This window comes from Lysobacter fragariae (assembly GCF_054779775.1).
Window position 1 is genome coordinate 142,347 of record NZ_BAAGXP010000011.1, and the last position, 17,633, is coordinate 159,979.

The 17,633-nt window shown below is 67.4% G+C and carries 18 protein-coding genes; 8 read left to right on the top strand and 10 right to left on the bottom strand.

Annotated features, from left to right (window positions below; all coding sequences use genetic code 11):
- The first annotated feature begins 71 nt into the window (after nucleotides 1–71).
- Nucleotides 72–962, top strand: coding sequence for a phenylalanine 4-monooxygenase (gene phhA / locus ACYVD7_RS11520; protein WP_460763198.1), 891 nt, complete (start codon nucleotides 72–74; stop codon nucleotides 960–962).
- 100 nt (nucleotides 963–1,062) lie between these two features.
- Here the strand turns inward: phhA and ACYVD7_RS11525 are convergent, their stop codons facing one another.
- Together ACYVD7_RS11525 and ACYVD7_RS11530 are read right to left on the bottom strand one after the other, a co-directional pair.
- Entirely contained in the window at nucleotides 1,063–4,095 is a 3,033-nt protein-coding gene (locus ACYVD7_RS11525; RefSeq protein ID WP_460763201.1) for a DUF7948 domain-containing protein, read from the bottom strand.
- A 131-nt stretch (nucleotides 4,096–4,226) separates the two neighbouring features.
- Nucleotides 4,227–4,952 carry a hypothetical protein gene (locus tag ACYVD7_RS11530; RefSeq protein ID WP_460763204.1) on the bottom strand — a complete coding sequence of 242 codons (726 nt, stop codon included), beginning with the start codon at nucleotides 4,950–4,952 and terminating at the stop codon, nucleotides 4,227–4,229.
- Between ACYVD7_RS11530 and ACYVD7_RS11535 the strand changes: the two genes are divergently transcribed.
- The 4 genes from ACYVD7_RS11535 (at nucleotide 4,951) to ACYVD7_RS11550 (ending at nucleotide 8,250) form a co-directional block, all read left to right on the top strand.
- Nucleotides 4,951–6,246, top strand: coding sequence for a sensor histidine kinase (locus tag ACYVD7_RS11535; protein ID WP_460763207.1), 1,296 nt, complete (start codon nucleotides 4,951–4,953; stop codon nucleotides 6,244–6,246). The genes ACYVD7_RS11530 and ACYVD7_RS11535 overlap by 2 nt on opposite strands.
- Before the next feature lie 61 nt (nucleotides 6,247–6,307).
- On the top strand, nucleotides 6,308–6,943 hold the full coding sequence (locus tag ACYVD7_RS11540) for a response regulator transcription factor (RefSeq protein WP_460763210.1): 636 nt from the start codon (nucleotides 6,308–6,310) through the stop codon (nucleotides 6,941–6,943).
- 204 nt (nucleotides 6,944–7,147) lie between these two features.
- Nucleotides 7,148–7,912, top strand: a complete 765-nt coding sequence (locus ACYVD7_RS11545; protein WP_460763213.1) for an RNA polymerase sigma factor — start codon at nucleotides 7,148–7,150, stop codon at nucleotides 7,910–7,912.
- Nucleotides 7,906–8,250: a hypothetical protein gene (locus ACYVD7_RS11550; RefSeq protein WP_460763215.1), complete on the top strand. Its 345-nt coding sequence runs from the start codon at nucleotides 7,906–7,908 to the stop codon at nucleotides 8,248–8,250. Before ACYVD7_RS11545 ends, ACYVD7_RS11550 begins: the two co-directional genes overlap by 7 nt.
- 27 nt (nucleotides 8,251–8,277) lie before the next feature.
- Here the strand turns inward: ACYVD7_RS11550 and ACYVD7_RS11555 are convergent, their stop codons facing one another.
- The 4 genes from ACYVD7_RS11555 to ACYVD7_RS11570 form a co-directional block, all read right to left on the bottom strand.
- A complete protein-coding gene (locus ACYVD7_RS11555; RefSeq protein ID WP_460763218.1) occupies nucleotides 8,278–8,967 on the bottom strand; it encodes a helix-turn-helix transcriptional regulator in 690 nt (229 codons plus the stop codon).
- Nucleotides 8,968–9,183: 216 nt separating this feature from the next.
- Nucleotides 9,184–10,404 (bottom strand): NIPSNAP family protein, encoded by a 1,221-nt coding sequence (locus ACYVD7_RS11560; protein ID WP_460763221.1) that lies wholly within the window; start codon nucleotides 10,402–10,404, stop codon nucleotides 9,184–9,186.
- Between the two features lie 3 nt (nucleotides 10,405–10,407).
- Nucleotides 10,408–10,998, bottom strand: coding sequence for a hypothetical protein (locus ACYVD7_RS11565; protein ID WP_460763224.1), 591 nt, complete (start codon nucleotides 10,996–10,998; stop codon nucleotides 10,408–10,410).
- Entirely contained in the window at nucleotides 10,995–11,387 is a 393-nt protein-coding gene (locus tag ACYVD7_RS11570) for a VOC family protein (protein ID WP_460763227.1), read from the bottom strand. The genes ACYVD7_RS11565 and ACYVD7_RS11570 overlap by 4 nt, the downstream gene beginning before the upstream one ends.
- Nucleotides 11,388–11,687: 300 nt before the next feature.
- Here ACYVD7_RS11570 and ACYVD7_RS11575 point away from each other — a divergent pair, with 300 nt between their 5' ends.
- On the top strand, nucleotides 11,688–12,023 hold the full coding sequence (locus ACYVD7_RS11575) for a hypothetical protein (RefSeq protein ID WP_460763229.1): 336 nt from the start codon (nucleotides 11,688–11,690) through the stop codon (nucleotides 12,021–12,023).
- Nucleotides 12,024–12,166: 143 nt separating this feature from the next.
- A complete protein-coding gene (locus ACYVD7_RS11580; RefSeq protein ID WP_460763233.1) occupies nucleotides 12,167–13,204 on the top strand; it encodes a class 1 fructose-bisphosphatase in 1,038 nt (345 codons plus the stop codon).
- A 109-nt stretch (nucleotides 13,205–13,313) separates the two neighbouring features.
- On the opposite strand, the gene ACYVD7_RS11585 is transcribed toward ACYVD7_RS11580, so the two are convergent.
- Both ACYVD7_RS11585 and ACYVD7_RS11590 read right to left on the bottom strand, forming a co-directional pair.
- On the bottom strand, nucleotides 13,314–14,201 hold the full coding sequence (locus ACYVD7_RS11585) for a hypothetical protein (protein ID WP_460763235.1): 888 nt from the start codon (nucleotides 14,199–14,201) through the stop codon (nucleotides 13,314–13,316).
- A 31-nt stretch (nucleotides 14,202–14,232) separates the two neighbouring features.
- On the bottom strand, nucleotides 14,233–15,210 hold the full coding sequence (locus ACYVD7_RS11590) for a GDSL-type esterase/lipase family protein (protein ID WP_460763238.1): 978 nt from the start codon (nucleotides 15,208–15,210) through the stop codon (nucleotides 14,233–14,235).
- A gap of 232 nt (nucleotides 15,211–15,442) precedes the next feature.
- Here ACYVD7_RS11590 and ACYVD7_RS11595 point away from each other — a divergent pair, with 232 nt between their 5' ends.
- Nucleotides 15,443–16,186, top strand: a complete 744-nt coding sequence (locus ACYVD7_RS11595; RefSeq protein ID WP_460763240.1) for a 2OG-Fe(II) oxygenase — start codon at nucleotides 15,443–15,445, stop codon at nucleotides 16,184–16,186.
- A gap of 167 nt (nucleotides 16,187–16,353) precedes the next feature.
- Here ACYVD7_RS11595 and ACYVD7_RS11600 read toward each other — a convergent pair whose 3' ends face one another.
- Complete coding sequence (locus ACYVD7_RS11600) at nucleotides 16,354–16,788, bottom strand: response regulator (protein ID WP_460763243.1); 435 nt, start codon at nucleotides 16,786–16,788, stop codon at nucleotides 16,354–16,356.
- Nucleotides 16,788–17,534, bottom strand: coding sequence for a sensor histidine kinase (locus ACYVD7_RS11605; protein ID WP_460763245.1), 747 nt, complete (start codon nucleotides 17,532–17,534; stop codon nucleotides 16,788–16,790). The genes ACYVD7_RS11600 and ACYVD7_RS11605 overlap by 1 nt, the downstream gene beginning before the upstream one ends.
- Nucleotides 17,535–17,633: the final 99 nt, after the last annotated feature.

The following is a 17,633-nucleotide window of genomic DNA, read 5'->3' on the forward strand; positions in this document are numbered from 1 at the left end:
TGACAGCCGTGCTCCAGACAGCCGTGTTCCACAAACGCATGCCGGCCCCACGCCGGCGCACCGGACCTTCGATGAACACCACTCCCAACCGCATCGAACACCAGCTCACCGACAAGGGCTACGTACCGGTCTACACGACCGCCGTGGTCGAACAACCGTGGTCGAGTTATTCGGAAAGCGACCATGCGGTCTGGGCGACGCTGTTCAAGCGCCAGCGCGAGATCCTGCCCGGCCGCGCGTCCGACGAATTCCTGCGCACGCAGGAAGCGATGGGGATGACGCCGCAGCAGATCCCGAAGTTCGACGACCTCAACCGCATGCTGCGCAAGGCGACGGGCTGGGAGCTGGTCGGCGTCGAGGGCCTGCTGCCCGAACTTACCTTCTTCGACCATCTCGCCAACCGGCGTTTCCCGGTGACGTGGTGGATCCGCAAGCCCGAGCAACTCGACTACCTGGCCGAGCCCGATCTGTTCCACGACCTGTTCGGCCATGTGCCGCTGCTGATGAACCCGGTGTTCGCCGACTACATGGCTGCGTACGGTCGCGGCGGGGTCAAGGCGCATGCGATCGGTCCGGACGCGCTGGTGAACCTGACGCGCCTGTACTGGTACACGGTGGAGTTCGGACTGATCCGCCAGCCGGAAGGCCTGCGCATCTACGGCAGCGGCATCGTGTCGTCGAAGGGCGAGTCGATCCATTGCCTCGAATCCGCCGCACCGAACCGGATCGGCTTCGACCTGGAGCGGATCATGCGCACGCGCTACCGCATCGACACCTACCAGAAGACCTACTTCGTCATCGACAGCTACGAGCAGCTGATGGAAGCGACGACGCCGGACTTCACGCCGCTGTACGCGAAGCTGGCGGAGCAGGAGTCGATCCCGGCCGGCTCGGTGCTCGCTACCGATACCGTCTACAACCGCGGCACCGGCGAGGGCTGGTTGAACGACGGCGACGTGTAGTCGCTCGAGGCCGCGCTACCGGGTGACGCACACCCGGCACGGAGCCCTGAAAAAAACGGCCGCACGAAGCGGCCGTTTTTGTTCGGGGTGCGAAACCAGCCTAGAGCCCGCTGTTCCGCCACGCCTGGTCGGCCACGGTAGCCACGTTGATCGGCGCGGTCGACGCGGCGCCATCCCAGCCCTTGTTCTGGCCCGTCTGGGTGTTGCGCCAGAGCAGATCCGCCTTGCCATTGCCGTTGTAATCGCCGGCACCGACCGGACGCCACGCCGCCGGCACCGCCGCCACCGCCAGTTTGGTCGCGCCGTTGGCGCTCAACCAGCACTGGCTGGTGTAGTTGCCTGGATTGAACCAGTGGATGTCGGCGTAACCATCGCCGTTGTAATCGGCCACCGGGCCAACCCTCCACAGCACCGGCATCGACGACACGGCCTGCGTCGTCGTCGAATTGCCGCTGCGCCAGATCTGGTTCGCACCGGTCTCGATGTTGCGCCACAGGATGTCGCTCTTGCCGTCCTTGTTGAAGTCGCCCACGCCGACGATTTCCCACGCCAACGCCGATACCGTGGCCAGCGCGGTCTGGGTCGACGCCACCCCCGAATTCCACACCACGCTCGCGCCGGTGATGCGGTTGTGCCAGAGGATGTCGGACTTGCCGTCTCCGCCGAAATCGCCGACGCCCGCCACGACCCAGTTGGTATCGGTGGCGGCGGTGATCGCCTGGCGCGTGGTGCTCTGGGCCGAGAGCCACAGGTCGTTGGCGCCGGTGACCAGGTTGCGCCAAAGCACGTCGGACTTGCCGTCGTTGTTGAAGTCACCCACGCCGGCCACCGTCCAGTTGGGATCGGTCACGGCCGCCTGGGCGATGCGCGTGGTCGAGGTCGCCGAGCGCCACAGGTCGTTGCCGCCGGTGGCCAGGTTCCGCCAGTACACGTCGTCCTTGCCGTCGTTGTCGAAGTCGCCGCTCCACGTGCGGTTGTAGGCCTGCCCGACCTTGGCCATCACCACGTTGGTGAGCGAAGAGTTCGCCGGATCCTGCTCGTCGCCGACGAAGTAGACGCCGCCGAAGCGGTCCACCGCGATCGCACGGCCGGTTTCCTTCTCCGCGCCATCGCCCACGTAACTGCTGAAGGCCAGCTTGGCCTTGCCCGCCACCACGCCGATCTTGGCGACGAAGGCGTCGTAGTCGTAGCCGGTGCCGCCGCGGCCGGCCTGCAGTCGGGCGGCCTGCGGGAAATTGGTCGAGTGCGTTTCGCCTGTCACGTAGGCATTGCCCGCCGCGTCCACCGCGATGCCGTAGCCGTAGTCGAAATCGTCGCCGCCCAGGTAGCTGCTATACGCGAGGGCATTGCCGGCGGGCGCGAACTTGCTGACGAACGCGTCTCTCGACTGGCTGGCACTGCCGTGGGTCGACTGGAACGCATTGGCCAACGGGAACGGGACGGCGTCTGTTGCACCCTGGTCCGAATAGGTGTCGCCGGTGATGTAGGCCGCGCCGGTACGGTCCACGGCGATCGCGTAGCCCTCGTCGTTGTCCGAGCCTCCGTGATAGGTGCTGTAGACCAGCGCACCGCTGGGATTGAACTTGCTGACGAAAGCATCCCAGTTGCCGGCGTTGTTCGCCTGGCGTGCGCCCAGCACCGGGAAGTTGGTCGACGAGGTGCTGCCGGTGATGTAGGCGTTGCCCGCCGTGTCCACGGCAATGCCGCGGCCGTAATCGTCCAGACCGCCGCCATGGTAGGTGCTGAACAGCAGCGACCCGGTCGCGCCGAACTTGGCCACGAAGGTATCGCGGCCGGAGTTGGCACCACCGGCGGTGGCGTTGCTGGCCTGTCGCGCGTTCTTGGTCGGGAAGTTGGTCGAGTCCGTGGTGCCGACGACAAAGGCCTGGCCGCTGGCGTCCACGGCGATGCCCTGGACGTGCTGGAAACTGGAACCGCCCAGCAGCGTGCTGTAGACGATGGACATCGACGGATTGAGCTTCATCACCCAGGCGACGTCGTAACCGGTGTTTTGGGTCTGGTAGGCATTCACCAGCGGGAACGGCACGGTGTCGTCGGCGTCGCCCCGGGTGTCGCCGCCCAGGTAGATGTTGCCGGCGGCGTCGAGCGCGATCGCCAGGGCCTGGTCGGTCGAGGAGCTGCCGATGTAGCTGCTATAGAGCAGGCCGTTACCCGCGGCGTTGAGCTTGGCCAGGTAGATGTCCGAGCTGTTGAGATGCGACCCATTGGTGACCGGGAAGTCCGAGGATTGGGTGCTCCCGGTGATATACGCGTTGCCGGCGCGATCCACCGCGACACCGTAGGCGTAGTCGAAATAGTTGGCGTCGATCCAGCCCGAGTAGTCGATTACCGGATCGATCACCAGCGCATGGCCGCGGTCATAGCGGCCCACTTCAAAAGCGACGCGGTTGTCGGCCAGCAGCTTGTAGCGGCCTTCCACCGCGATACGCCGGCCTTCGATCTGCTGGTACAGCACCGGCCGGTTCTGGGTGATCTCGCCCTGCGGCGTCGCCAGCACCAGGTTGCCGTCGGCATCGAGGTGGCGCGAACCGGCACCGGACAGCTTCATCACGATGGTGTCCGGATCTGCGCCCGGCGCCACGATGAAGTCGTACTCCAGCCGGTTCTGGCTGCCGTAATAGACCAGGTCGACCCCGGGGTAGACCTCGTCGTAGCGCACCTTGCCGAACTGCGCGATGTCGCGCTGCCACTTGGCCGGATCATTGCCGCGCAGGTATTGGCTCAGCGCCTGCTGGCGGTCCTCGCCAGCCACGCGCGGCGCGGCGTTGGCACCGACCAGGCCCATGCGCAGCACGGCCGGCGCGGCCTTGTCGCCCGTGCCGCCGCCCATCTTGAACACGGCCTCGGTGGGGGTCAGGAACAGGCTGTAGCCCAGTCCGCGCGAAAGGAAGTTCACCCGCGCGTCGGTCTGGCCCTGGTTGGCCTCGAACGCGAGCGGCATGCGGGCGTAGGCCGCGATGGCCTGTTTGCGGACGGCATCATCGTCCTTGGCCGGCGCCTTCGCGGCGACCGGCGCCTGGACGGGTGGCGCGGTGGTGTCAGCGGCCTGGTGGGCGGACCACAGTCCGATGACGGCCGCGATCGAAGCGGCCAGGACGTCACGAATCATCATGGAAATCCCCTGCTGGAAACGGATCGCGCACGCTGGCAAGCGGCGCGTACGTCTCATTACGCGGCCTCAGGCCGTTTCCGGTCATGGCGGGGAATTATTTGACGTGCGTCACACTAAGACTTCCCGTCTGGTCAGCCTGGGCTGCCCGCCATCCCGTCGTTGCCGCGAGTCGGACGCGGCGCGGCGGTCGGACTGCGCCAGCGCCGATCCAGCACCAGCTTCGCCCCCACCGCCACCACCACCGGCGCGAACCACGCCGCGTAGTGCAATGCCGTGCCATCGATCGCCGGCAGCAACCGCGGCAGCCCGATGCCGAGGAACGCGATGTGCGTGGCGATACCGTTGCCCAGCATCGCCGAGTAATGCTCCACCAGCCACCAGCGTGGCCGTGCCGCGAGGCGTTCGCGATGGCGGCGCTTGCGCAGCATGTCCTGGCCGGTGAACAAACCGATCACGGAGAACCCGATCAGCAGGGGCGACCCCACGCGTACGCCCAACGCGAGCACACCGACGCCACTCAGCAACGCCAGCCACGCCAGCGCGACGAACACCGGCCCGGTGTAACGGGCGACATCGTGCTTGTCGCGGATCGCGCGCCACGCCGTCCACACGCCCACCGCGGTAATCACCAGCAGGTACGCAAGGAACGTCGCCGTGACCGGCTGGCCCTGCAGATAACGCGCGATCGCCAGTGGCAACCCACTGACGATGATGGCGGTCATCGCAATCAGGTAACCCTGGCCCACGCGGCGGTGCAGCGGGCTGCCCTTGCGTACGAACGCGGCAGTCCAGAACGAAGCCAGGGCGATCACGCCAAGGACGCCGTGGGTGGCGACGATCATCGAGTAAGGGGTCATGGCGGCGACTGGCGGGAGGACGCACTCAGGATCGCGACGCGCCGGCCTGGCCTGCAGTGCCCGTGGTCATCGCCGCGACCTGCCGGAAGTCACTTCCTGCATTGGCGGCATTGCGGCGGGCGCACATCCACCCCAGCATGGGCGCATGTCGCGTTCGACCATCATTCCCCATCGTCAGGGCCTGCCCCTGCGCGAACGGCTGCGCACGCTGCTGCATCCGTTCAACCTCGCCGGGCTGTTCACCTGGGGCGCGGTGGCGCTGTCGATGCGCTGGGTGCGCGCGGACGCGCAGCTGGCCGCCGGCGCGCTGATGGGCCTGTACCTGCTGGCGCTGCTCGCGCACGACCTGGTCCGCGAACACGCCCGGCGCCTTGAAACGGCGCTGCTGTGGTTCGAAGCCATCGTTGCATTGCTGCTGGTCTGGCTGGCCCCGCGCGTGGGCACCGCGCAGGTACTGCTGGTGGTGTGGACCGCGCAGATCGCCACCTGCTGGTCGCCACGACGCGCATTGCTGTCCGTGCTGCTGGCCGACGCCGCGGTGTACGCGATCCTCGTCGCCTCGGGACTGGATTCGCCGCTGATCGTCGTGGCGATGTACGGCGGCTTCCAGGCGTTCGCTGCGCTGTGCGCCTACTACGCAAGCGCCGCCGAAAGCGCCCGCGACCAGCTGGTGCGCGTCAACGCCGACCTGCTCGCAACGCGATCGCTGCTCGCCGATGCCGCGCGCGACGCCGAACGCCTGCGCGTGGCGCGCGAACTGCACGACGTCGCCGGGCACAAGCTCACCGCGCTGATGCTCAACCTGCGCGCGCTGGCGGCCGATCCGGTGCTGACGGACAGGCACGAACTGCGCGTCGCCCAGCAGATGTCGACGGAACTGCTGGGCGACATCCGCAATGTGGTGCAGGCGCTGCGCGATGCCAGTGGACTGGACCTGGGCACCGCCCTGCGCGCACTCGCCGCACCAATGCCGCGGCCGACTTTGCAACTGGACATCGACGACGACGTGCACATCAACGATCCCGCCGTGGCCGAGGCCGTGTTGCGGCTGGTGCAGGAAGCATTGACCAACGCCGCGCGCCACGCCGAAGCGCAGAACGTGCGCGTCGTCCTGCAGCGCGACGGCCGCCGGTTGCGCGTGAAGGTCGAAGACGACGGCCAGGTGCGCGGCGCGATCCGCGAAGGCAACGGCCTGTCCGGCATGCGCGAACGCCTCGCCGCCGCGGGCGGCACGCTGGCGCTGTCGACCACGCCGCGCGGCGCACTGCGCATCGACGCGAGCCTGCCGCTGTGACCTCGATGATGATCGTCGACGGCACGGAGCCCGCCTTCGCGTTCGCGCCTGGAACCTACGCATGAACACGCCCCTGCGCATCGCCCTCGCCGACGACCAGGCGCTGGTGCGCGCCGGCCTGCGCGCGCTGCTGGAACGCCAGGGCGTCACGATCGTGTTCGAGGCCGACAACGGCGACCAGCTGCTCGAACAGCTCGCGACGCAGCCGGTCGACGTCGTGCTCAGCGACATCCGCATGCCCGGCTGCGACGGCATCGACGCCCTGCAGCGCCTGCGCGAACGTGGCGACGCCACCCCGGTGCTGCTGCTCACCACCTTCGACGACGCCGACCTGCTGCTGCGCGCGACGCAGGCCGGCGCACAGGGCTTCCTGCTCAAGGACGCCGCACCGGAAGACCTGCGCGACGCGATCGAACGCGTGGCCCGCGGCGACACGCTGCTGCAACCGGTAAGCACCGAACCGGTCCGCGCGCGGTACCAGTTCCACGCACAGGGTGCGCCGAAGGAGCGTTTCAGCGAACGCGAGGTCGCGATCCTGCGGCTGCTCGCCGGCGGTTATTCCAACAAGGAGATCGCCCGTTCGCTGTTCCTCGCCGAAGGCACGGTGAAGAACTACGTGTCGACGATCCTGGAAAAGCTCGACACCCGCGATCGCACCCGCGCGGTGCTGAAGGCGATTGCGTTGCGGGTGATCTGAGCGGTCGCGGCGCAAGGGATTCCCGCGCGCCAATGCGTCGGCGCCGCCTCATCGACGCAATTGCGACCCGGATGGCCTGCCCCTCCCGAACACGCGCGGGTTGAGCACACACCCGACCCCCCGGGCGGCGCATGCTTCCCGCCATCACCGGCCCGCGGGAACCTCCCACGCACTGGCGCATCCGATGGGTAAGGAGGAAACGCCATGACCCGCCCGAACGACAATCTGGCCCGCGACTACGCCGCGCTGGACGACACTGCCCTGGTCGGGCTGGTGCAGCACGGCGACCGCGAGGCCTTCCGCCATGTCATGCGGCGCTGCAACCAGCGCCTGTTCCGGGTGGCGCGGGGCGTCGTCAACGACGATGCCGAAGCCGAGGACGTGGTCCAGGAGGCCTACGTGCATGCCTATGAAAAACTCGCCAGCTTCCGCGGCGACGCCTCGCTGCTCACCTGGCTGACGCGCATCGTGCTCAACGAAGCCTACGGCCGCCTGCGCCAGCGCCGCCCCACCGTCGATGTCGAGCATGTCGAGGTGATGCAGGCCGACACCAGCCGCGTGGTGGCGTTCCCGGCGAAATTCGGCAACGAAGATCCGGCCGCCGCCGCCGCACGCGACCAGATCCGCCGCTTGGTCGAACACGCCATCGACGCGCTGCCAGAACCTTTTCGCATCGTGTTCGTGATGCGCGAGATCGAGGAATGCTCGATCGAGGAAACCGCGGCGAGCCTCGCGCTGCGACCGGAAACGGTCAAGACACGACTGCATCGCGCACGGCGCCAACTGCGCATGGCGCTGCAGGACACCCTGGCGGCGACGCTCACCGACGCCTTCCCTTTCCTCGGTCCTCGCTGTGATCGCATGACCGATGAAGTTCTCAGGCGCCTCGACGCGTCGTCGCCGGGACCACTGGGAAAGCATCCCGACGGTTCCGATTCCTCCATGCCTTCCAGGAGTTCGCCATGTTGATCGCCGCCCTGCTTGTCTTTGCCATCGCCGCCCTCGGCGGATTGATCCTTGCCGCGAGCGTGCTTCGCGGGCGCCTCGCGCCCTGGGCGCTGTCGGTGCTGCACGCCCTGCTCGGCGCCACCGGCCTGGGCCTGCTGCTCGTCGTCGTGCTGCAGGGCGCCGGCTCGGCGCGCGTCAGCGCGGCGCTGGGCCTGCTGCTGGTCGCGGCGCTGGGCGGTTTCTATCTCGCTTCGATCCACTACCGCGGCCGGGTCGCGCCCAAGGCCGTGGTGCTGGTGCACGCCGGCGCCGCGGTTGCGGGGTTCCTCACGCTGCTGAGCGGCGTGCTGGCGCTGTGAGTGCGTGGCCGCAGTGAACCGGCCTGCTCAGGCACTCGCTGATCCCACCGATCGCAGGTACGCATCGAGGTTGCGCGCCGGATCATCCGGAAACACTTCGCCCGTCGTTGCATGCGCGACGATCCGGTCGGGCCGGAAACTGCGGAAGTCCCTGCGCAACCGGCACCACGCGCCGAGCGTCCAGGTGCCGCCCCAGAATGCCAGCGCCAGCGGTTCGACCTCACGTGCGGTGACTTCACCGTTGCCGTCGCGATAGTCCAGGCGCAGCACCTGCATCTGGTCGATTGCCGCGTGCAGTGCGTCGATGAGTCCGCTGTTCTCGATGCGGTGGCCGACTTCCGGCGCGAAGATGCGGGTGCGGCGGCTGCGTTCGCGCAACTCCGGTGGTAGCACCGCCTCGATCTTGAGCAGCGCCGCGGTGGCGCCGCGCCCCAGGCGCTCGCCGCCGAAGGCGCGGACGAAGCGCGTGCCGACGACCAGGGCTTCGAGTTCTTCGACGGTGAACATCAGCGGCGGGATGTCCGCGCCCTTGCGCAGCACGTAACCGACACCGGCCTCGCCTTCGATCGGAACGCCCGACAGCTGCAGGTCGGCGACATCACGGTAGACCGTGCGCAGCGACACCTGCAGCGTCTGTGCGAGCTGCTGCGCAGTCATCGCGGAGCGGCGGCCACGCAGGGCGTGGATGATCAGGAACAGTCGGTCGGCGCGGCGCATGCGGCATGATCGTCTGCCGGTCAGGGTTGTTCAATCGCGTCCTGGCGTGATGGCGGTTCGTCTTTCACGCGAACCCCGCTCATCACGAGGTCACGGTAGCGCGAAGCGTTGCCCGACTACCCGGGATCGATTCCGCCAGGGCGGTGAAGCAGGACGCCACTCCGCACCCATGACGACAATCCAGTCGCAATCCAGGTTCACGACGTGCTCGCCGCATCAACGCAGCTCCGAACGCGCCGTCGGCGCCAGGCGCAGCAGCTCCGGGGCCTGCTTCAATTCCTCCAGCATCGCTTCCGCCAGCGCTTGCCGCCATGCCGCGCTACCACGCAACGCCAACCGGTGTGCATCGAGCGCGGCCACGTCGTCAAAGCGCGCCAACCACACGAATACCCGTTCACCCTCCCGCACCGGCAGGCGCGGAAACGTGTTTTCGCTCGCGTCGGTGAAGTACCGTGCCAGCACGTCCGCGCCGTGCTGGCGCAGCAAGGGTGCGAGCTCGCGATCGAAGCGCGCGGCGAACCCTGCTTCCGCCGGCGCATTCAGCGCGCAGATGCCGATGCACAGCGCGCCGCCCGATGCCGTTTCACCCGGCGCTGGTCGCGATCCCGCCGTCGGTGGCAGGCCGGAGCTCGCGTCGACCGGCTTGAGCAGCAGGACGTTGTCGCTGTCGATGATCGTCGCGTTCGCAGCGTTGCGATGCTGCTGCCAGACCGGACCGAAGTAGAACGCCTGCAGCGCATCGCGGCGCGCTTCCATCGAAGGAAATCCGCGCAGCCACACATAGCGATCGGGCGCGTCGAGATCGCGGAAGTGCCCGATGACATGCATGCCGACGGCTTCCTGGGGCTCGATGAACTCGCGCTCGAACAACGCGATCAGCCCGTCGCGCTGACCGGGCTGCATCGTGTACTGGCGCAGTTCGATGACGTTGTCCTCGTGCAGGAGGCGACCGGTGACATCGATGCGGCGGAACCACATGTGCCAGTTGGTTTCCCACGTCGCGCCATCGTCGACGGAGAACGCCTGCTGCCAATGCGCGGCGTGGGCGCTGGCGTGGCTCCACAGGAAGCGCACGCGCACCGGGCGGCCTTCGTGCTGGTCGCCGCCATGGAACGTGCCGACGCCATCCTCGAAACGTCCGCACATCGGCGGATCGAGGGCGCCGCTGCTGTCGCTGGCCCAATGGATGCGCCATTCGCGTGCCGCCGGGTCGTACAGGCGCAGGGCGATGCCCTCGAAACCGCCATTCCAGCCGGTGTGGAATTCCTCCAGGTTGCCCGCGCCGTCGAACAGCGGGCGACATTCGTCGCGCGCGGTGAACACCTCCCAATCGTTGCTGCCAGCCAGGCGCTGCCGCAGGCGCTCGTTCTGTACCTGCCAGCGACCGTGGATGAAGTCGAAGTCGTGGCGCCCGTCGCGTGTGCTTGTGTCGGACATCGTTCACTCCGTTCGCGTGATGTGCATGACCCAGTTGGTTTCCCAGGTCGCGCCGTCGTCGAGCGAGGCCGCCTGTTCCCAGGTGAATCCGTCAGGCATGATCCGGGACCACGTCGCGCGCGACAGAATGCGACGACCGCCATCGCTGTCTTGCCCGATGAACGTGCCGACGCCATCGCGGAAGCGACCCAGCGCCGGCAGCCCGAGCAGGCCATCGCGTGCGCTGGCCCAACGGTCGCTCCACTGCCGTTGCTGCGGATCGAACAGGCGCAGGGTCAGGCCGTGGATGTCGGCGCTGCGGAATTCATCGATGTTGCCGAGCCCGCCCAGCAGCGGTCGGCAATCCAGCGTCGCCGGGAATTCGTCCCACTGGTCGGAACCTACGTGGCGTTCGCGCAGGCGTCGGTTGTGCACGCGCCAGCGACCGTGGAAGAAATCGAAATCGCGGCGACCGTCGTTGTCGTGCCCGGCAACGGCGCTGCCTGCGCCTGTCGGCACCGACGCATCGGTCGACGTGTTCGCGAGCAGGCGACTGGCCGGCCACAACGCGAGTGCCGTGGCGCTACCAGCGAGGAAATCGCGACGCGTGGTCATCCTGCGATCTCCACCGAAGCCAGGCCGACGCGGTTGCCTTCGCTGTCGCGGATGTGGCCGATGACCACGGGCGTATCGGTGATCGAGGTAAGCGGCAACAGCACTTCACCGCCAATGTCGGCAACGCGCGCGAGCAGCGGGCGGATGTCGCTGACACTCAGGTATACGACCGTGCCGTTGGCCTGCGACGGCGCGCGTCGTGCATTAGCCTGCACCAGTGCACCGCTGGCGTGATCGGGTCCACCGTTGGGAAACACGGCCTGGTCGGTGTCGCCCATGTAACGCTGGCGCTTCATGCGCACGTCGAGCAGGGCTTCGTAGAACGCCTGCGCGCGATCGATGTCGGTGGCGGGAATCTCGAACCAGGCGGGAACATTGGGCTGCAGCATTGTTGGCGCTCCTTGTTGGTGGAGCTCCACGATGCGCGTGTGCTGCTGCCAGCCTGCTGTCAGCAGTCGCGCCTGACGCATCTTCCTGATCACATCTCCTTGATCACATCTCTTTGAAACCCACGCACCGTATGGTCTTGTCACCTTCTGGCTGATTGCATTCAGGTAATCGAACGTTCACCCGCCAGCCACCGTACTCCGGGCACCCTGTGCGGTATGTCCGAAACGCGCGCCTGACTTCGTACTAGTGGGGAGCAGGCGATCTCAGCTCCTGCGACACCTCTTGCCGAGACTGAATGCATGACCTCCTCCGAAACCGACGCCAACGTGATCTCTGCTGACGAACTTCTGCACGCGCTGGCACGCCTGGATGGCGCGATGGCGCAGGTGGTGCGCCGCGCGGGCGAAGGCTGCGGCCCGGAGTGCGAGCGGCACCTCGACAACGCCTCGCGTGGTCTGCGCGCGTTGCTTGGCGCGGATTCGGCGCAGGTGGTGGTTGACGTGATCGAAGCCGCGCGCCGCGTGCTCACCGCCGCCGATCCCGCCGCGCCGCTGCTGATGCTGACCATGGCCCGGCAGACCCTGGCTGCGCTGGTGCACCGCCACGCCGCTCGCGCGACACGCAAGGTCGCCTGAACGGGCAACCCGGCGATCCCTTCGCACAGTAAGACCGCAAAAAGCCGCCCTTGGGCGGCTTTTTCGTCTCCGGCACCGGCATGACTGCGGAGCCCGCCCCGCATCGGCGACAATACCGCCCCCGTTCCGCCCTACTCGCGCCCATGTCCAGCACCTCGCCCGTTTCACTGACCCGTTACCTGATCGAAGAACAGCGCGCCGGCCGCGTCAGCGCCGACCTGCGCCTGCTGATCGAAGTCGTCGCCCGCGCCTGCAAGACCATCTCGATTGCCGTGGGCAAGGGCGCACTCGGTGGCGTGCTGGGCGATGCCGGCACCCACGGCGTTGCCAGCATGAACATCCAGGGCGAAGCGCAGAAGAAGCTCGACGTGATCGCCAACGACGTCCTGCTGGAAGCCAACGCCTGGGGTGGCCACCTGGCCGGCCTGGCATCGGAGGAAATGGATCATTCGATGCCGATTCCCGATGTCTATCCGCGCGGCAACTACCTGCTGCTGTTCGATCCCCTCGATGGCTCCAGCAACATCGACGTCAACATCTCCGTCGGCACCATCTTCTCGGTGCTGCGCTGCCCCGATGGCGTGACCACGCCGGGCGACGAACACTTCCTGCAGCCTGGCACCACGCAGCTCGCCGCGGGTTACTGCACCTACGGCCCCAGCACGATGCTGGTGCTCACCGTCGGCAATGGCACGCACGCGTTCACCCTGGATCGCGAAGTGGGTTCGTTCGTGCTCACCACGGCGAACATGATGATTCCCGAGGAAACGAAGGAATTCGCGGTCAACATGTCCAACCAGCGTTTCTGGGAAGCGCCGATGCAGGCGTATGTCGCCGATCTGCTCGCCGGCAAGGAAGGTCCGCGCGGCAAGGACTTCAACATGCGCTGGGTCGCCAGCATGGTCGCCGACGTGCACCGCATCCTCACCCGCGGCGGCATCTTCAGCTACCCGCTCGACAGCAAGTGCGCGCCCAAGGGCGGCAAGCTGCGGTTGATGTACGAAGCCAACCCGATGTCGTTCCTGGTCGAACAGGCCGGCGGCGCGGCCTCCACCGGCCACCAGCGCATGCTGGAAGTGCAGCCCACCGGCCTGCACCAGCGCGTGCCGGTGTTCATGGGGTCCAAGCGCGAAGTCGAAGCCGCGGTGCGCTACCACGCTGAGGCGGTAATCGACGCCTGATCCACGCCGTCGCTGCGCACGTCACCAAACGGCACCGTCATCGCGACGGTGCCGTTTGTTTTTTATCGGTCGGGAACTGCCTGCTCAACGACCGGCAACACCACCGGAATTAGCCACCGGAATCTGCCACCGGTGCGGTTGCTACCGCCGGACACACGAACGCGCTGAGGTACCAAGGCGTGTTCTGCGATGCCGGCTTCAGCGTCATCGTTAGGCCCGGATAGCGCTTCTCGAACAGGCCCTTGAGCCGCTCGGCCAGCGGCTTCTCATCGGCGGACGAATAGCGCACCTCGGCGCCGCGCACGTTATAGCCCGGTCGCTGGTTCACGCCGACCGGCAGCGGTCGCACCCGCCAGCGGCCGACGGCATCCTTGTCCGCGAGTTTGAAATCCAGCATCTCGCCGGCGATACCCTTCAATCGCGGCGTGTCCGCCGTCTGGTCGCAATAGAAGACGTCGAAGTCGTAGTTGCTCCAGCGCGCATCGTTGCCGGCCAGGTTGTTCTGCGCTGGCGCCGTCGGTGGCGGGTCGATTTTCTGTTCGATCGTCGCGCGCACCAGCAGCTCCTGCGCGTCGAAACTCACCGCCGCCACGCGCTCGGGATTCACGCCGGAAGTGGACAGGCGGTTGATCGCCTGTGTGATCGCGTTGCCCATGCCCTCCTTCTGCAGCGGGTCGGGGATGGCATAGGTCAACACCAGCACGCCGCCGAGGCGGTCGATGCGCGCGGCCGGATCGGACTCGCGATCGGTGACCGCGGCGACGAACTCCTGGAAAATCTGGTGGGTCAGCGCGTTCTGTTTTTCACTGCGCGCCAGTTCGAGTTCCTGCCGGCGCGAGAGCTGTTCGATGACGGCCTTCTGCGCGTCCATGTCCCGGTTCTGCTGCGACACGTCGTTCTGGATGCGGTTGCTCTGGAACGTGGTGAAACCCAGGCCGGCGGCGGCGACCACCGCGATGAACTTTTCGGCCGTGTTGAGTTGCTCGGTGATGGACATTGGCGTGCCTCCCTTGGCGTTGCGTGCGATGTCAGTCGATCAGCGCGGCGAACTTCTTCGTCACCGCCGCGAATCCCTTTTCGGTGGGGTGCAGTTCGTTCGCCCACCACTGCTTGTAATTGGTGCCGCCGGACAGGGTCCCGCGCAGGTCGAGGTATTCCACGTGGGCGAACTCCGGACGCGCCGTCACGGCCTTGAGCATGGTGTTGAAGCGGTCGATCAGGCGCTTGATCAGGTCCACGCGCGTAACCATCTGCGCGTAGCCCTTCTCGCGGAAACCCGGTTCCAGCCACGGTCCCGGCAGCACCCAGAAGCCGCCCATGAAGCCGCGACCGTCGGGCACCGGATAGTCGTAACCGTGCAGCACGATCGGGACGGTCTTGCCGATCAGGCCTTCGCACACCTTGGTGACCGACGTGAGCATGGTGACGAGCGCGTCGAGCAGGCGCTGGTCGATCACGCCGGTGACGATGGACTCGTTCAGGCCGGCGATCGGGGAGGCCGCATGGTTGAGCAGGATGGCGAACTCGTCGCCGGCGATGTCGTTGCCGCCACCGGAGATCAGGATCGCCTTGGGGGTGACGCCGCTGCGCATCACCTTCTGGATGCGCCGTGCGAAGTCCTCGAGCTGGCCGCTGGAATACGCCATGTCCTCCAGGCGATCGCCCTTGTGCGCGACGGATTCGACGTCGTAGGCGTAGTCGTCCTCGAGCTCCTTGAGCACGTCGTGGAACGGATAGTCGAACCAGGAGTCGCCTTCGGCGATCACCACGCCACGGCTGGTGGCGCCGGCGTGACCGCCGCCCATTTTCACTGCGCCCCTGGCGGGCTTCGGCATCGCCTTGCCGAGCGCGACGGCGCGGCGCGCGGCGGCTTGCGCACGCCGCTTGAGGGTCTGCTCGGCGAGGTCGCGACCGACGGCCGCGGCGCTGTTGGTGGTGGATTTGCCGCCGGTACGGGGGGCGACGCGGGCGGTGCGCTTGCGGGGCGTCTTACGGGGCGAGGGCATGGGCGCGTCCTGACTGCGGTGGAAGGGATTCCTTTCGCCAGCGCGAACCCGCGGATTGCGCGCCGGTGCTTGTTGGATGCTACGTCGGCGGCGGGCGCCAGCGGCCAGTCCCTCGCCGGCCGCGACGCCTTTCATCCAGATGCGAGGCCCACCGCGGAGGCGATCACAGACACGCCCGGCCGGCGCCGTGTGCGAGGATGCGCCCAACTTCCCTGGCCATGACGAGGGCCACGTGCACGCAGATCCGGGCGAGCCAGCTGGCTCCCGTTCGCGCGACAACAAGGCCGACTTCATCGAAGTCTTCGACGGCGCGCTGTCGCCCGCGGCCTGCGCCGCGCTGGTGCAGCGTTTTGCCGCCAGCAACGAGGCCAAACCCGGCCGGGTCGGCGGCGGCGTCATGCCGGACCTGAAGGACAGCCGCGACATTTCCATCAGCAGTCTTCCCGAATGGCGCGACGCGGAAATCCAGCTCAACACCGCCGTGTTCAATGGCCTGCTGGCGTACCTTCGCCGCTATCCGCACACGCTGATCGCGCCGTTGATGCTGGAAGTACCCGGCGCCGACGGCGCGCGCCATCGCCTGACCCCCGAACGGCTGCAGGCGATGGACAATGCCGCGCTGTCGCCGATCGTGCAGACCGTGCTGCGTCCGGGCGCGATCAACCTGCAGCGCTACACCGGCGGCAAGGGCGGCTACCCGTACTGGCACTGCGAGCTGTACCCGCGCGATCCCGGCAGCGAAACGCTGCATCGCCACCTGCTGTGGACGATCTACCTCAACGACGGCTTCGACGAAGGCGAAACCGAATTCCTCTACCAGCAACGCAAGATCGTGCCGCGCACCGGCTCACTGCTGATCGCGCCCGCGGCCTTCACCCACACCCATCGCGGCAATCGGCCGCTGGGCGGCGACAAGTTCATCGCGACCAGCTGGATCCTGTTCCAGCGCGCCGAGACACTGTTCGGCAAGGGATAGCGGCGCAGCCAATCCAATGGTGCTGGTTGTCGCCCTCACACGATGTCCCTGGCACCAGGTTCGGAACATCCCGGTGGTCCGCCGGCGATGTCGTCGTTGCCCTGAGACGTGTTCGAAAACGGACACGATTCGGCAGCGGTACAAACGCCGCGCAGAACCGGAACGAATCACGCCACCCGCGGATGGTTCAGCACCAGCCAGTACAGCCCCACCTGCTTCACCGCCCAGACGAACTGCTCGAAGTCCACCGGCTTGCGGATGTAGCTGTTCACTCCCAGCGCGTAGCTGGCTTCGACATCGAACGGCTCCGCACTCGTCGTCAGCACGATCACCGGCAGCGAACGCGTCGCGGGGTTCGCGCGGATCGCCTGCAACACCTCGCGGCCATCGAGCTTGGGTAGGTTGAGATCCAGCAGCACGATCGCCGGCAGGTCGGCGGCATTGCGTCGCGCGTACTGGCCGCGCGCGAACAGGTAGTCCAGCGCCTGCGCGCCGTCACGGACGACCTCCATGCGGTTGGCCACGCCGGCTTCGGCGAAGGCGAGCCGGGTGAGCTCGACGTCGTCGGGGTTGTCCTCGACCAGCAGGATGTCGCGTTGCATCAGCCCGGGTTTCCATCGCTGGGGAATGTCGGCAGCGTCACAGTGAACACCGCGCCGTCACCGGGCCGTGAATCCGCGCTGATGTCGCCGCCATGGCGCTGGGCGACGCGCTGGGCGATGGCCAGGCCCAGGCCGTTGCCGGCACCCTGCTCCGGTCCATGCAGGCGCTGCAGCGGCTGGAACAGCTTGTGGGCGTAGTGGCTGTCGAAACCGATGCCGTGGTCGGCCACGCGCAGCCACTGCGCCACGCCGTTGCGTTGCCCGGTGACCTCGACATGCACCGGCGCGTCGGTGATGGAAAAGCGTCGGGCATTGTCGAGCAGCTGGGTCAGCATCAGCTTGAGTAGGCGCTCGTCGCCGTGGGTGACCAGGCCCGGTTGCACCGTGATGTCCCAGGTGCGCTCCGGCCAGGCCTCGCGCAGCTCGGCGGCCGCCCATTCCGCGAGCAGGCTCAGGTCCACTTCGGCCGGATGCAGTTCGGCGCGGGTAGCGCGGGAGAGTTCGCTCAGGCCTTCCAGCAGGCTAGTCATGCGTGCGGCGGCATCGCGGATACGCTGCAGGTGGTCGCGCTCGGCATCGTCCAGGCGCGGCGCGGCGCTGTGGGCCAGGTGCGCGGCGAAGCCCTCGATCGAGCGCAGCGGCGCGCGCAGGTCGTGCGTGATTGCGTCGGTCAGCAGCTGGAGTTGCTTCTGCGCGGCATCCAGCTGGGCCCGCGCCTGGGACAAATGGTCGTCGTCTTCGGTCATGGCGCTGGCGATGTGAGCGTGCCTGCTCGAGGCGGGCGTTGGGCGCAGCTTACCGGGCGGTCGTGACGGCGGCGTGGTTCCGACGACGACGTCAGAGCC